This is a genomic window from Oleiphilus sp. HI0043, assembly GCF_001634935.1.
This window is the reverse complement of the sequence record NZ_LWEY01001234.1, coordinates 1-14,937: the sequence shown is the minus strand read 5'-3', so window position 1 is coordinate 14,937 and position 14,937 is coordinate 1. Positions and strand designations below refer to the sequence as shown.

Annotated in this window: 12 protein-coding genes and 1 pseudogene; 6 read left to right on the top strand and 7 right to left on the bottom strand. The window is 43.7% G+C overall.

Annotated elements, in window-relative coordinates:
- The first annotated feature begins 46 nt into the window (after window positions 1-46).
- The 4 genes from A3729_RS15210 (at window position 47) to A3729_RS15195 (ending at window position 4,910) form a co-directional block, all read left to right on the top strand.
- Window positions 47-400 (top strand): Hpt domain-containing protein, encoded by a 354-nt coding sequence (locus tag A3729_RS15210; protein WP_068508113.1) that lies wholly within the window; start codon window positions 47-49, stop codon window positions 398-400.
- Window positions 401-406: 6 nt separating this feature from the next.
- Window positions 407-1,735: a YihY/virulence factor BrkB family protein gene (locus A3729_RS15205; protein ID WP_156495270.1), complete on the top strand. Its 1,329-nt coding sequence runs from the start codon at window positions 407-409 to the stop codon at window positions 1,733-1,735.
- Window positions 1,736-1,908: 173 nt separating this feature from the next.
- The gene (gene traF, locus A3729_RS15200) at window positions 1,909-3,252 is read left to right on the top strand and encodes a conjugal transfer protein TraF (RefSeq protein ID WP_068514887.1); all 1,344 of its coding nucleotides are present in this window, start codon (window positions 1,909-1,911) and stop codon (window positions 3,250-3,252) included.
- A gap of 11 nt (window positions 3,253-3,263) precedes the next feature.
- Window positions 3,264-4,910 carry a hypothetical protein gene (locus A3729_RS15195; RefSeq protein ID WP_068514890.1) on the top strand — a complete coding sequence of 549 codons (1,647 nt, stop codon included), beginning with the start codon at window positions 3,264-3,266 and terminating at the stop codon, window positions 4,908-4,910.
- Between the two features lie 124 nt (window positions 4,911-5,034).
- Here the strand turns inward: A3729_RS15195 and A3729_RS15190 are convergent, their stop codons facing one another.
- The 3 genes from A3729_RS15190 to A3729_RS15180 form a co-directional block, all read right to left on the bottom strand.
- Window positions 5,035-8,190 carry an efflux RND transporter permease subunit gene (locus tag A3729_RS15190; protein WP_068514892.1) on the bottom strand — a complete coding sequence of 1,052 codons (3,156 nt, stop codon included), beginning with the start codon at window positions 8,188-8,190 and terminating at the stop codon, window positions 5,035-5,037.
- Between the two features lie 2 nt (window positions 8,191-8,192).
- Window positions 8,193-9,476 carry an efflux RND transporter periplasmic adaptor subunit gene (locus A3729_RS15185; protein WP_068514895.1) on the bottom strand — a complete coding sequence of 428 codons (1,284 nt, stop codon included), beginning with the start codon at window positions 9,474-9,476 and terminating at the stop codon, window positions 8,193-8,195.
- 91 nt (window positions 9,477-9,567) lie between these two features.
- Entirely contained in the window at window positions 9,568-10,305 is a 738-nt protein-coding gene (locus A3729_RS15180; RefSeq protein ID WP_068514899.1) for a 16S rRNA (uracil(1498)-N(3))-methyltransferase, read from the bottom strand.
- A gap of 290 nt (window positions 10,306-10,595) precedes the next feature.
- On the opposite strand from A3729_RS15180, the gene A3729_RS15175 reads away from it, so the two are divergent.
- Entirely contained in the window at window positions 10,596-11,012 is a 417-nt protein-coding gene (locus A3729_RS15175; RefSeq protein WP_068554959.1) for a hypothetical protein, read from the top strand.
- A 90-nt stretch (window positions 11,013-11,102) separates the two neighbouring features.
- Here the strand turns inward: A3729_RS15175 and galU are convergent, their stop codons facing one another.
- Complete coding sequence (gene galU / locus A3729_RS15170) at window positions 11,103-11,939, bottom strand: UTP--glucose-1-phosphate uridylyltransferase GalU (RefSeq protein ID WP_068634036.1); 837 nt, start codon at window positions 11,937-11,939, stop codon at window positions 11,103-11,105.
- A gap of 264 nt (window positions 11,940-12,203) precedes the next feature.
- On the opposite strand from galU, the gene A3729_RS15165 reads away from it, so the two are divergent.
- Window positions 12,204-12,836: a hypothetical protein gene (locus tag A3729_RS15165; RefSeq protein WP_068514907.1), complete on the top strand. Its 633-nt coding sequence runs from the start codon at window positions 12,204-12,206 to the stop codon at window positions 12,834-12,836.
- 282 nt (window positions 12,837-13,118) lie between these two features.
- Here A3729_RS15165 and A3729_RS34015 read toward each other — a convergent pair whose 3' ends face one another.
- The 3 genes and pseudogenes from A3729_RS34015 to A3729_RS34005 all read right to left on the bottom strand — a co-directional run bounded on the left by A3729_RS34015 (window position 13,119) and on the right by A3729_RS34005 (window position 14,791).
- Complete coding sequence (locus tag A3729_RS34015; protein ID WP_068633231.1) at window positions 13,119-13,946, bottom strand: EAL domain-containing protein; 828 nt, start codon at window positions 13,944-13,946, stop codon at window positions 13,119-13,121.
- Between the two features lie 27 nt (window positions 13,947-13,973).
- Window positions 13,974-14,426 (bottom strand): annotated as a pseudogene (locus A3729_RS34010) (GGDEF domain-containing protein); the annotation flags it as partial.
- A complete protein-coding gene (locus A3729_RS34005) occupies window positions 14,390-14,791 on the bottom strand; it encodes a response regulator (protein ID WP_231877445.1) in 402 nt (133 codons plus the stop codon). The pseudogene A3729_RS34010 and the gene A3729_RS34005, both read right to left, overlap by 37 nt.
- Between the last annotated feature and the right edge of the window lie 146 nt (window positions 14,792-14,937).

The window sequence follows — 14,937 nt, the reverse complement described above, 5'->3', positions numbered from 1 at the left end:
TTCGAGATATGGCTTTGTATCAATGAAGAATGGAGTTCAATAGACAATGAGTGATCAAACTAGCGAGAGCCAATGCATCGACATGGACAAGCTAACAGAAACTTTTATGAACAATATGGATATTGTTAAGCAGGTATTGTCCTCTTTCAAAGGTAGCTTTGTGACGTTTGAAGAAGAGTTTCTAAATGCTCAGCAGCAGGGCGATACAGAGTTAATGTCACGCCTTGCTCACGGCTTGAAAGGCAGTGCCGGGAATATCAGAGCGTCATCTCTATCGGCGAAGGCTGCTGATCTTCAGCATAAAATAGATCTAGGTGAAGCTCCGGGTTTACTTGCGGAAGAGGTAATCTCTGGCTTAGCTGCTTTGATTTGTGAGATTGATGCTGTCACGACAGGGTAGGTCATTTTGAAAAACTTGCTAGATCAATGGAAGGACGCTGAAGCCTGGCTTTTAGCCTCACCAAAGCCCTCAATGAATCCCCTTATGTCTTTGCTTCGGGACGCCCTTCGAATTCTTTATGTTGTGATCCGTGATATCGCTACCGGGCAAATAACGCTTCACGCAATGAGTCTTGTTTATACGACGATTCTTTCGATTGTCCCTATGCTGGCCTTGAGCTTTTCAGTTTTGAAAGCTTTCAATGTACAAGACCGTTTTACCCCGATGCTCTATAGCTTCCTTGAACCGATGGGGGCTAAAGGCATCGAAATACATAATAGTGTTTTGTCCTTCGTCGATAATATGAAGGTTGGTGTACTGGGCTTTCTTGGTTTTATTATATTGTTCTATACGGTTATCTCCCTAATCCAGAAGATAGAAAAGGCATTTAATACGATTTGGTTCGCACCGGAATTGCGTTCCTTGGGGCAGCGTTTCAGTAACTACCTGATCGTTGTGCTGGTTGGTCCAGTCTTGGTGGTTGCTGCTATTAGTCTAACCGCGTCAACAATGAATTCCAGCCTGGTTCAAAGTATCGCTTCAATTGAACCCTTTGGCACGGTGATCTTAATGATGACCAAACTGATGCCTTTCTTTATGATTATTCTGACATTTACCATGTTTTATATTCTAATGCCAAATACTCGAGTTAACTTTAAAAGTGCTTTGGTGGGCGGTGTCGTGGGTGGAAGTGCGTGGCAGGCTTCAAGCATTCTCTTTACGGCCTTCGTCGTAAATTCGTCTAAGTACGATGCGATCTATTCCGGTTTTGCCGTCGGTATTTTGTTACTGATTTGGTTGTACGTAAACTGGCTAATTTTACTGCTAGGGTCGAGTATTGCGTTTTATCACCAACATGAAAGCCATATCACAAAGGAGCAGGAGTTAGATCCTTCTCCGGAGGTCAGCGAAAAAGTTGGGCTCGATATTATGGTGAATATTGCACGTAGGTTTGAGTCAACAGAAAGTCCGGTTCTTCAAGTAGATATCGAACATCTACATACGATCCCAGCGGTTGCGAGCCGAAAAATTATCGATAAGTTGATTGCAGGCGGCCTACTTATTGTTGCGGGTGAAAAGGCCGATATGTTAGTGCCAGGCCATTCCACAGATCAGATTAGTGTAGCTCAAATATTACGGGCTTTGAGAGGGCATGAAAGTATGTGGAAATATAAGCATATCAAGCTTTCACCAGAAGTTAGCGACATCGCAGACAAACTTCATCAAGACATCAATAAAAGTTTCGATAATGTTTTGTTACGAGACTTAATCAAGGCGAAACAAATCAATAGTTGAATGAAGCCTTGTTTGAACTATCTTTAGGGCTAGCGTGCGAAAGCGACAAAAGCAAAAGAGAAAATTGGGGTGTTTAACTTGCCGGGTTGTTCCGTCTAATAATAACAGGTATGACAGACGAGTAGAAAGCGGTTAAATCGGATAGGTTGTGTGAATAGCGAAGGATAATGAGCATGAAGCAGAAGAGCATACAAAAAAGTAAACTGGTTAAAGGTATCGCACTTGCGGTCTTATTTGGTGGTGCAGTCAATGCAGTTGCAGGATATCAAGGGCATCAGCCGGGGGCGATTCTAACCTTAGGTAAAACTACTAATCCTAATTCATTATTAGCGTTGGGGAATAATCCTGCTTCGGGAGAGTTGTTGGTTGGCGATGAAGAAAGCCTTCGCTTAGGCTACTTTAGCTCACTAGGCTTTGGTTTAGAGTTAGGCGACTTAAATAACGTTGAAGATGATATTGAAGAGCTTGAGGAAATTCTGGATAGCGAGAATCTAACACTTGATCAAGCTTTGGACGCAAAAGATAAATTTGACGCCTTGCTACCCGTTTTAGGCGAGAAAATGAATATTGCCTGGAACCTAGGGTTTGAGGCACCTTTAGCTCCAATTGCTGTTCGCAGTGATTTTCTTGGTGGTGTTGTTGGTCTAAATGTTAGTGCGGGTTTGCTAACAGATATTATCTTTTTAGATGCGCCGATGGAAATACAGAATTCAGGTAGCGACGTGAGTTTATCGACCGATAGCTCTTTATACGTAAAAGCTGCAGGTCTTGTAACGGGTACCGTCGGCTATAGCCGAGAAGTATGGCAACCACCGGTGTTGGATTCAAAGCTGTATGGTGGCGTCAATGTAAACGTTTATCATGCGGTCTTGAATAAACAGGTTGTTTCGTTTGAAGGTGTTGCAGACGATTCAGATGATGACATCATGGATGTCGTTATGGATGAGTTTGAAGAAAATAACGCGACGGTTACCGCGGTAGGTGTTGATGTCGGAGCAATATGGACCTTTCCAAACGGGCAGGTAGGTTTGACCATTGCCAATATTAATGAGCCTGAGCTTGAGTATGGCGAAATTGGCGTTAATTGTGGCTCTTTGAGCGGCTTACGTCAGAAAAACTGTTTGGCTGCTCAGGCATTTTCGGATGAGATTTCTCTGAAAGAAACCGCCGTCTTAAATGCTCAAACTACTATTGAAGGTGCTTTTTTTACAGAAGACCGTCAGTTTTTAATTTCAGGTGCATATGATGTTAATTCTGCCTTTAGTCTAGTTGGACGTGAAAGTCAGATATTAAGTGGCTCAGTAAGCTATTTCCCGAACAGTTACATTATTCCGACACTTAGACTTGGTGCTGCCAAGAACCTGGTTGGGAGTGAGCTAACAACATTAGGGGTAGGTACCACTTTATTTGGAATGGTTAACCTAGATCTATCAGGTAGCTTGGATACGATCGAGCATGACGGTCAAGAAGTTCCTCGTTATATTGGCTTTAACATTGGTATTGAAGAAAAATTTTAGGAGAGTGAAAGATGGGAATTAAAAACGAACATAGTTATCTAAGCGCAAGTAAGGGATTTAAGATTGCGGCACTCTCTGCGGCGGTAGCAATTGCCTCTGGTTGTAGTAGTCCTGACCACCCTGATAATGGTTCACCTGTAGAAAGAACGTCAATATCTGGGGTAGCAATTGATGGGTACCTAGCTGGTGCAACTGTTTATGCTGATATCAATGAAGATGGGCGACAAAATGCTGGTGAGCCTTCAGCTACGACAGATAGTGAAGGGTTCTTTACTACATCGAGTGACGGTACAACTAACTATTGTGAATCAGCTGCGACAGAAAAATATTGCTTGCAGCTAAAAGGTGATGTTCCAGACGAAGTGGTGCTTAGAACCTATGGCGGGTTTGACATCTTTACGGGCGAACCTTTCATTGGTGAACTATCTGCACGCGTTTCACCTGAAGTTGATGGGAAAATTCCTGATCAGATGATTACGCCTTTAAGCTCTGTGATGGTTGAAGGGGGGAGTGCGACCCTAGGGAATTTGATTTCTGATCCGAGTTTACTTGATGACGACTTCTTATCAGGCTCTGACTTTAACTCCGAGGCTGCAAATAAAGCCTATTTATTACATAAGATTGCAGTCATCTTTGCAGATGTTTTTGAGGAAAAGTATGACGTATTTGGTGAAGAAAGCTTCTTTCCAGATAGCTCTTCAACCTTTATATATGAGCAATTCGCTGACCAATTAGCGGGTAGTTCTGCAATTGATTCAACGATGATTGCTTCGGTATTTGATGCGGTTAATCAGCAAATTATTGACACTTATAATGACAATGAAGACGATGATTCAATTTCTAACCAAATAAGCGGTGCAGAAAGAACGGCAGCTTTAACCGATGTGGCGGATATTCTTGGCTTGGTTAATGCTGCGATCCCCTCAAGTCCGAGTGACCCAGATGCGGTCGATGCTGATAGTATTCGCGCTAGAATGATCGGTGTTGAAATGGTCGTGACTCAGATGATCAATGATGAGGATTCGGCTCTAATCGACGATGCTATTGATGAAGCGCTGGATGTTGGTGGTCCGCTATATGATGCAATTGGCGACGGGACAGACGTAGATTTTAGCACCTTAGTGGGTGTCGACTTCTCTGCTGGTACAATTGACTATGATGGTGTCAGTGTCACGGGCGGCGTGACGTTTGGCGACTTAGCAGGCAAGGAATTGTTTGTTGAATACAGTGATGACGAAGATAATGTTGAAGGTGCTGCGCTCATTTTGTTTGAAGAAGATGAGAACTTAACCGGTACTGGTGAGTTGAAGCTGTGTATTCGCTATTCTGAAGACGGCGCCTTTGACGGCCAGTTTTCGGATGAAGGTAATGACGGTAGTTTAGAAACGGATGGTGCATTATTCGATGCGGGAGAATGGACCGCTATTGATGATCGTCGTCTTATCCTTAATGTATTAGGTGGTTTTGACTTTACATTGATTAGTCGTGGTCAAGATAGTAGCCGAAACATTTTTAGCCTGTCCTATACCGGAGAGTCACGTACATGGGATACGGACCAGTCGTTAGAGGATATAGCGGTTGATGGTGATTCTGCTCAGATGAATTCTCACGAAGACTGTCAAGCTCGATTAAATAACTTATCGAATGATTTGTCTTAGTCCTGAATAGGCTCTAAGAGACTTAGTTCGGTTTAAGTATTTGAGCTGAACTGAAGGGAAAAGAAAAGCCCGGCCCTAATGATGGGGCCGGACTTTTTTATGCAATTAAAATATCCAATACTTTCTATTTAGCGGCTCGCTTATCTTTAAACTCTTCAATAAGCGAAATTAAAGCTGGAATAACAAACAAGATAAGAATCGTCGCATATGCCAGGCCAAATGAAATACTGACAGCCATAGGGATCAGGAACTGAGCTTGAAGTGAGGTTTCAAACAGAAGCGGTAATAAGCCAGCAACAGTCGTCAAAGAGGTCAGCATAACCGCTCTGAGTCGCAGGCATGAAGCATCGACAATAGCCTGTTTGGCGGGCTGGCCTTGTTCTCGTAACTCTCGATAGAAGGTGACCAATATTATCGCATCATTGATAACGATGCCTGATAGGCCAAAAAAGCCAAACCAAGAGAGCATGGTTAGGTCAATGCCTAGCAGCCAGTGACCCAGTATCGCACCCGATATTCCAAGAGGGATCGCAAGCAATACTGCGACAGGCCAAGAGTAGGAACCAAATACCCACGCCAGGATAATATAGATTAAGGTAAAGCCTATGGCTGCGCCTAGCATCATATCTTTGCCGGTCTGGGCTTGTTCTTCAGCCCTGCCTTTCAAGTCTATTTTAATACCGTACTCGATGGACAGATTAGGTAAAAACTCTTCTTGTAGCTCGGCGATTATCTGGTTGGCATTATTTAAGTCGGGGTTAACGCTGGCGGTGACGTGCAGACCAAGCTTACCTTCAGTATGCCTAACCAGTTCTAAGCCTTTTCTATGGGTCAAGGTGACGACATTGCTTAGCTGAGCAATATCACCAGAGGGTGTAACGAGAGGGAAGTTGTCGAGAATACGAGAGTAGTTGCGCTCTTCATCGGGAAGAATAATCCGAACCTCGATCTCTTCATTCTCGTCATAGAATACTTGTAAAAGCTGGCCGTCGAAGGCCGCTCGTAATTGTCTGCCAACATCCGAGACGGTGAAGCCAAGCGCTTCTCCCAGAGGCGTAAGTGAGTAGATAAATTGGTTTTTACCAAAGGGTAGGTCGTCTTGGATATCACGCACGCCGACATAGGTTTTTAGCTTGGTCGCCAGGTCCTCACCCGCTTGTTTGAGTACCGAAGTCGCTTGCCCAGTGAGGAATATATCGACGTCTTTACCCGGTGGACCACCTCGTGGGCTAGATATGCTCAGCTGCTCTACGCCATCGGGTTGGTCGATGAAATCGTTCCAGGCTTCAATAAATTCGGGGTTTCTTATATCGCGAGCGTCTGGTGTTAAAAGTTCTACGTGAACGGAAGCATATTGTTCACCCGTGGAGTAGTTCTGGCCACCATCGAAGCTGGCCTGGTTAATCCTAAGAACACTATGAACGACCAGGCTATCAGCATCGCCCATGCGTTGTTCCTTGGCGAATTTTGCATCGGCTTGTTGCAAGGCTTGCTCCATGTGAAGGCCGAACTCGCGTACTTTTTCAGGCGGTGTTCCTGAAGCAAACTTAACGTTGCCAAGTAATATATGGCTTTCAGGTTGGGGGAAGAAGTCTGACTTGACCCGGCCCGAGGCAATCAGAGTGATACTGACAGCCAGGATCGCGACGGATAGACAAAGAATAACGCCTCGATTCTCGATCGATTTTTCGGATAAAGGGCGGAAGAAATTATCCCGAAAGCGATTAAAACCTTGATCGATTTTTTCCCGATATGAACCCGCTGCATTGGCTTTAAAGGAGCGCTTAAAGGAATGATTTAAATGACCTGGTAAGACGAGAAAGCACTCAATTACAGAGGCGATAATGACACAGATAATTACTAGTGGAATGTCGAACAGAATGTTGCCGATAATGCCGCTAATGAGCATCAATGGCAGGAAGGCAGAAACGGTTGTCAGCGAAGAAGATAAGACTGGCACGAACATCCTGCGAGCACCGCCTTCAGCAGCACGTAGAGGGTTTTCACCTTTGCTATAGTGAGTGAGGGCATCTTCGCCTACAACAATTGCATCATCGACAATGATGCCCAGCGCCATGATTAGCGCGAACATGCTGACCATGTTGATACTGCCGCCAACGAGGTAGAGTATTGCAAGTGTGCCCATAAATGATATTGGGATACCGACAGCAACCCAAAAGGCCACACGACCATTGAGGAATATGAATAGGATGCTGACCACTAGAATCAAGCCGCCTAGGCCGTTTTTGATTAGCAGGTTAATACGGTCCTCAATTAGTACGTAGGCTTCATTATAAGCGTGTAACTGAACAGTTTGAGGGAGTAGGGGCTTTGTGTCAGCCAACCAGTTATTAAGAGTCTCAGCTGCTTTCAAAGTGTCGGAAGACTGGGTGCGAAGAACTCGTAACAAAACAGCAGGCCTGTTTTGATAAAAGACCTCTATTTGATTGTCTTTATTACGTTGTTGCACCACCGCGATGTCTTCGAGCTTAATGGGTTCGGCAGAACTTCCGCTTAGTATGGCCAGCTGTTCAAAGCCACTTTCACTTCTTCGCTGTTCAATGCTTCTAAGTTCTTTGGCTGCTTCACTTTTTCCGCTGGTACCTGCTGGGATATCCTGACTGGCATTGAGTATTTGCTGGCCGAGTTGGGGAAGTGACATTTTTAATGCGCTGATCTGTTTGCTATCAACCTGAATGGCTATCTCTTGAGATGGCAGGCCAATAAACTCGACTTTTGCAACGCCTCTGTCTAGTAGTTCTCTTTCATACTGGTAGGCAAGTGGGCGTAGTTCTTCTAATGTGCCATCCGAAGAAAGAATGATGGTTGCAACGTCCTCATTTAACGAAACTTTTGATACTTCGGGCGTTTCAGAATCAGAGGGAAGGTTTCTTACCAGGTCAACGTATTCTTTAACTTGGTCGAGGGCCAAGCCCATATCACTGCCTTCATCATATTCCAGGACGATGACGCCAGCGCTTTGATAAGACGTCGAACGCATTTCTTTCACGTAATCTAGATTGCGCAACTGCTGTTCTAGCGGTGTGACAATCGACTTGGCCACATCTTCTGCACTGGCACCTGGCCAGGTAACGCGGACGATGACGTAGTCGGGTTCGAAGTTTGGTAAGAACTGAGTGTTAAGTTTGATTAGTGATACCGCACCTGCAAGCAGCATAATCAGCATGAGCAGGTTGGCTGCTACTTTATGTTGAGCAAAGCGGCCAATTAAATCTGAGCGGTGATCACCTGGGTTTTGTTCGTGATTTACAATGCTCATTCTTAGCTACGCTCTTTAACTTTTAGACCGGAAATTGCATTGGGGAGCTGGGTTGTTGTGACCTTATCGCCATCGCCTAGATGCTTACTACGAATAATGACTCTGTCTTGAAGAGTCTCTTCATTTGCAGAATTCGTGCTAAGACTTAAAAGCTGTTTTCCTAATACTTCAATATTTAGCGATTGAAGCCGTCCCTCCTCAATACGATAAATTCGATTTGTTCCATAGATTGCCGACACGGGTAGAGTGAATACGTTTGTTAGTGCTGGCATATCAATGCGTAATCGTAATGCTTTGTTTAGAATCAAGTTATGCTCTTCGCTAGCAGGTCTAAATAGAGCATCGACACCGCCATTGCTGAGACTTGCCTGGCCAGATAAGCGCAGAAGTTGTAATGGTATTTCTGATTGATGGCTAAGTGCCGTGGCTTGGATGTTGATACCCTGTTGCAGTGCATCACTAATAAGTGCCAGATATTTGTCGGGTACTTGAGCGCGGAGCTCCATATTCTTTCGGTCGTAGAGAGAAACCAGTGCTTGTCCCATTTGTATTCGCTCACCCGGAGCGACCTTAACACTTGTGACAATACCGTCAAAAGGGGCTCTGATCTGAGCGCGCTCAGCATCGATTTCTGCGTCTTTCAGCAAGGTGAGGGCTCGTACTTTTTTAGCTTGAAGCTGCTTTAAACGATTAGGGTGGTCGGCAATATTTAGCTTTCGGGCATTGACGGATAAAGCTTGCTGAGCACGGCTAGACTCGGCACTATCGTAGCGTTCCTGTGCGACCAGGTTAGAAGCTTTTAGTTTTGCCTGACGGGCCAGTGCTTGCTCGGCAATTTCTAGTAATCGTTTTTCTTCAACCAGAGAATCCTGATCGGTTTTAAAGCGTAGCTTCTCTGCATCGATTAGAGCATCTAGCTCATTAATATCAGCTTGCCGCTGTGCCAGGGTAAGTTCGATTTCGCGAGCATCGAGTTGGACCAGTAGGTCGCCCATTTTTACGCTAATTCCTTCTCGCACTGGAACTTGCATTACGTCGGCAGTGATCGCAGCGCTTAATGTTGAGTCGAAAGGCGATTCAACCCGTGCCAATAGTTCGACTTGAGGCTGCGCCTGGGTTTCCTTAAGTATGATGCTTGATACTAGCCATTCCTTTTCTTTTGTTTCTTTTTTGGGTGGTTTGGGCTTAGAAACGACGAGCGCAAAAATGATCAAGGCTGCCACCGCTAGGATAATGACAGGTAAAAACCAGCTGTGCTTTTGGCGGAGGTTCTGGAATGTGTTCATTGTGTTGATTCCACAGTGTTAAAGGAATAAAAGCTTAAGTAATCTTGAGTCTAATCTGAGTATTTTTAATCTTTCACTTGGCTAGAGCAGCTTAGGTATTAAAGTCCCCCCAGAGCCACTGAAGCAATGCCAGGCACGCTACAGGGGCTGTTTCTGTACGCAATACTCTTGGGCCGAAGGTGCTTGGGATAAACTTATTATCACAGGCCATGCTGATTTCAGCTTCACTTAACCCCCCTTCAGGACCAATAAGAATATTGACATGGCCAGGGGCGGGGGAGATATCAGATAAACGTTGGCGGTCTCTGTGGTGTAAAACCAAAGACAAGCCCTTAGATGATTGTTGCTGAACCCAGTCATCGACATTCAATATCGGATGGACGGTCGGCACCGTTGCGCGCCCACATTGTTCAGCAGCGCTAATTGCAACCTGTTGCCAGTGCTGAACACGTTTGCTTGCACGTTCATTGTTAAGGCGCAATTCGCAGCGCTCACTATCTAAGGGTGTAATCGCATTAACGCCCATCTCAGTACTCTTTTGGATGGCGTAGTCCATTCGGTCACCCCGAGACATGACCTGGCCGATATGGGTCTTAAGTTTAGATTCACTGACAGCATTTTCAGCGATGCCGATACTAGTAGCGAAAGACTTTTTGCTAGTTTCCTGAATGGTAGCGGGGTAGAACTTACCGTCGCCATTAAAAAGCCTAAGCTGGTCACCAGCTTTCATTCTAAGCACTTTTAAAAGGTGCTGCGCTGCTTGGCCCTCGATTACGGTATTAGAGGATGCTTCGAGAGGCTGATCAACATAAATATTCGGAATGCGCATCGTGCGTTTTACCAGCTCAGTGATTAAGTAAAGAGAGTTTCCTTATTTAAAAGGCAGCCTATTATGAATAATGATGATATGTACGTCTATCGGACTTCGTGTAAATAATTCGTAAAAGCGCTGTTTGTTTACTTATACCCAATCTTAATTATTATCTTAAGATTGTCTTATTAGTACTTGAACTAATTAGCAAAAAAATTATTAACGAGCTGTAAAAAAGTATTTTTAACTACGAATTATCTGGATCAAATGCTATATTGATTATTACCTATTTTCAGTGCTGAATTCTTATGAAGTATCTAAAGCAATTTAATCATCAACTTAAAAAAGTCCGGCAGTCGAAGAAACTTTCGTATATTGATGTTGCGGAGTATTGTTTAGTTGACCCTTTGGTCGTTGAGTCGTGGGAAGCCGAAAGTAGTGAAACACGCTGTTATCCTAGTTTGGATAACCTTCTTGATTTGTGTTTTAAGACAGCCATGCCTTTAGAAAGTTTTGTTGATGTGCCTAATATTGAAACCGGCCACCAATTGGATTTGCCTGGTATCAATGACAGTGATGCGGAGGATTTGGGGGACTCATTAGTTGAGTTGGGACGACAGATTGAAAAGTTAATACCAACTGATGATGAGCGTGAGTTACTTCGGCGTTACCGTAAAAGCGATGCGCAAAGTAAAGAGCTGATACTTCAGCTAATTGCAAACTAAGGCTATTAGGTCTTTAATTGCTTTGTTCTTTTTTGATGGAGCAGGAAGTTTGCCGCGCTAAGGCGCTGCAAACTCATTTATTTGTATCGACTACGATTCTGCTTTGTATACGTTTTCATAGACATAGTTAGTCGCTTGAATAAAACCATCGACACTACCACAGTCAAAACGCTGACCTTTAAACTTATAGGCTAGCACGCAACCTTTTTTCGCTTGAGTGAGCAGGGCGTCGGTGATTTGAACTTCTCCACCTTTTCCGGGCGGTGTTGCTTTGATGATATCGAAGATGTCCGGTGTCAGAATATAACGACCGATAATTGCTAGATTTGAAGGAGCATCTTCCGGAGCCGGCTTTTCAACCATGTCAGTGATACGGTATAGGCCATCCTTCATGCATTCGCCTGCAATAACACCATATTTATGCGTTTGGTCAGCAGGAACTTCCTGGATCGCTACGATACTGCAGCGGAACTGATTATATAACTCTGCCATTTGCTTAAGCACGCCGTCGCCGTTTTCATCTGCCGTACAAAAGTCATCTGCCAAAACAACTGCAAAAGCATCATCGCCAACCAAACCTCGACCGCTATAGATTGCGTGGCCAAGACCTTTCATTTGATGCTGTGGTGTAAATGAAAAGGTGTTATTTTCCATTAAATTCCGAATGGAATCGAGCTGAGCCTCTTTTCCCGAACCTTTAATTTCATTTTCTAGTTCGTAGCTAATATCAAAGTGATCTGCAATGGCTCGTTTGCCTCTACCTGTGACAAAACCCATTCGGTTCATGCCTGCCTGGTGCGCTTCCTCAACGCCATATTGCACAAGGGGTTTATTTACGAGAGGTAGCATTTCTTTAGGCATTGCTTTTGTTGCGGGTAAGAAACGGGTTCCGTAGCCTGCAACTGGGAATAGGCAGTTTTTGATCATAGTATTGTCCATAATGGTAACTATTGGCCGATGTCTTCAACGCAAGCCAACAATAAGTTCATATATCTGTTAGAAGCTTAAGTCTATATTATTGATCTTAAAGCTTTATGACAATTATAGCGGAAGTATCGAGTTGTAAAAATAAAGTTTGGCATAAATATTGTTTCCACATACTTCACTTTAGCGCCTCTTGGTCTTTACTGCTATATTGTGAAGACGATGATTAATAAGTCTAAAAATATTGATGCAGGATAGGCACAGGATATGAGCCAGAATTATGATGAACTAACTTTGTTATCTGTTCGTTCCGCCTTTGACCATTTGCAGTCAACAATTAACCGCGCTTTGCAGAGAATAGAGCGGCAAGCACAGCTGAATAACTCCCAGGTTTTTTCTGCTATAAAGGAGCGTCGTAAGTTAGCAAAAGTGCTAATGTTGGATAAGCGAATTATTCATTTGTATAAGTCCATGTCTTCACAGCCCACACTAAAAATAAAAGATAGTGAGAGCTTGGTCCACTGTGAAATAAGCTCTACGGTAGTTATTCACGAAGGTGATGAGAAAAAAATCCAATTTACGCTAAATGATAATACCTACACGCTTCAGTTTGCGGATAGGGCGGGTGCTTGCATAAGCTTTTATGGGGAAACTTTCAAAAGCTCAAACTTATCGCTTTTATTGTCTTCTGGAGAAGAGGTTCTTACGCTACATTTGGATTTAGAAGGCGAGCAAGAAACCATAACAGAGCAGCAAATTACCCGCTTCATTCCCGGGAAGTGGATTTACGATATTATCCATGCCTATGAGACCTTGATAACCTCAGAAAACCTCAAATCCATTGATGCGGCCTATAGTGACGAAGGGCTGGAGATCTTAAAACATAAGTTTGGCTTGTAAGAATTTATGCGGTGTTTGAGTGTCTTAGTGCTTAATTTCGGGTCTTAAACGAAAAATGCCGCATAAAAATGCGGCATTTTGAATAGGTGCTTCCCTTACCATTCCTTAGGTAACCAGCCTTCCTTGTTTACTTCCTTGTCCATATCCATATGTTGCTGTCATCGTCCTGACAATCAGCGTCGTCCTGATGGAAATGAATATTACGCATGTTCTTGCCTTCAGTATGTAGGTGATAATGCAAAAGCATGTAGGAAATATCTTACATTGGGAGCAAATAGTACGTTATTGAAGTGGGCCAGGCCTTTCGATACCAAAGCCTTGAGCGAAGTCTACACCAATTTCTTTTAGTGCGTCGGCGGTTTCCTGGTTTTCTACAAATTCCGCAATGGTCTGCAAGCCCGCTGCATGGCTAATACCATTGCAAGCTTCAACAATTCCACGATCAATCGGATCGTGTAACAAGTTCAAGACAAAGCTGCCATCAATTTTCAGATAATCTACTGGAATCTTCTTAAGATAAGAAAAGGAGCTCATCCCAGCACCAAAGTCATCGAGTGCAAATTTAAAACCTTCTTCTCTGATCTCGGAAATAAACTCTACGGCATCCTTAAGGTTGTCGATAGCACTGGTTTCGGTAATCTCGAAGCAAATACGTTCAGGAATGAACTCAAACTCTTTTAGTAAATGCCGAATATCTTCAAAGAAAGAGGCGTCACTAAGTGAATTACCTGACAAGTTGATGAAAAATGTTCCTTGATCCTGATACCCTAAACCTGATTCAGCCAAGTACTTAAACGCATTTTTTACCACCCATCTATGTAAACGTGGCATAAGTTTGTAGCGCTCGGCTGCGGGAATAAAGGAGCCGGGGTAAATCAGTTCTGAGTCATCATTAAGTCGAACCAGAAACTCGCCGTGTGCACCGCCACTACAGTGTTTTTGGAGGCCTTTCATGCTCTGGAAGTGGAGTATAAACAAATCATCAGCTATCGCTCGTTTAATGCGGCTGACCCATTGCATTTCACTTCGCCGTTGTAAGTGCTCTGGGTCATCTTCACTGTACCATTTAAGGCCGTCATGACCTTTTTCTTTGGCGACATTGCAGGCCATGTCAGCACAGCTCAGAACGGACTGGACCGAAGAGGTTTTATTATTAATTGAAACAATGCCGATACTAATGCTGGTCGTGAAACTTTTTCCATGCCAGGTGAAGTTTAGGTCTTTTATTGCGGTCTGTATGGTTTTCGCAATCTAAATAGCTTGACGCTTATCTTTGTTGTAGGTGAGTATGCCAAATTCATCGGCACCAAGACGTGCCAAGGTATCCTTGTCTTTAGTTTGGCGGAGTAAAACAAGTGATACTTGCTTGAGTAGATCATCGCCTGCAACGTGGCCGCAAGTATCGTTAATGATCTTAAATTGGTCCAAATCCAGTGACATCAAGGCATATTCTGCATCATCCGATGCTGAAAGTTGAAGTGCTTTAGATATTTGACCTTCGAAGTACTCGCGATTGCCTAGCCCTGTTAGGTGGTCATGTACGGCTAAATGTTCTAGATTCTGTTCTGCGAGTTTTTTGCTTGACGGGATTCGCTCTCTCTTATTTCTCTCTCGATGGCTGGAATCAGTCGAGCGAGATTTTCTTTCATTACGTAGTCTTGAGCCCCGGCTTTCATTAGCTTAATGGCTTCTCGTTCGGGGATCTCCCCTGACACAATAATAACTGGCAAATTCTCATCGCGATCACGGATGGTTTCTAAAGCTTCTTGGGAGGAATATCCGGGGATGCTGTGATCTGAGATAACAAGATCCCAGTCGGACTCTTCAAGCGCGCTTCTAAGGCTTCGATCAGTTTCAACTCTTGTTGAGTGAATATCTAAGCCGCCTTTTTTTAGTTCACGTAACAGCAATATGGTATCGTTTTCACAGTCATCAACGATTAATATATTATACATATGAATCTTAATTATTATGTGTCGGTTTACGGAAGAGTATATTTACTTATCATCTTCATTGGTCGCTAAGCCACTACGAAGAAACTTAGTAATGCTTTGAAATTAAAACAAAATTAGCTAAGAAAACTAGCAATACTTAGTGTTTT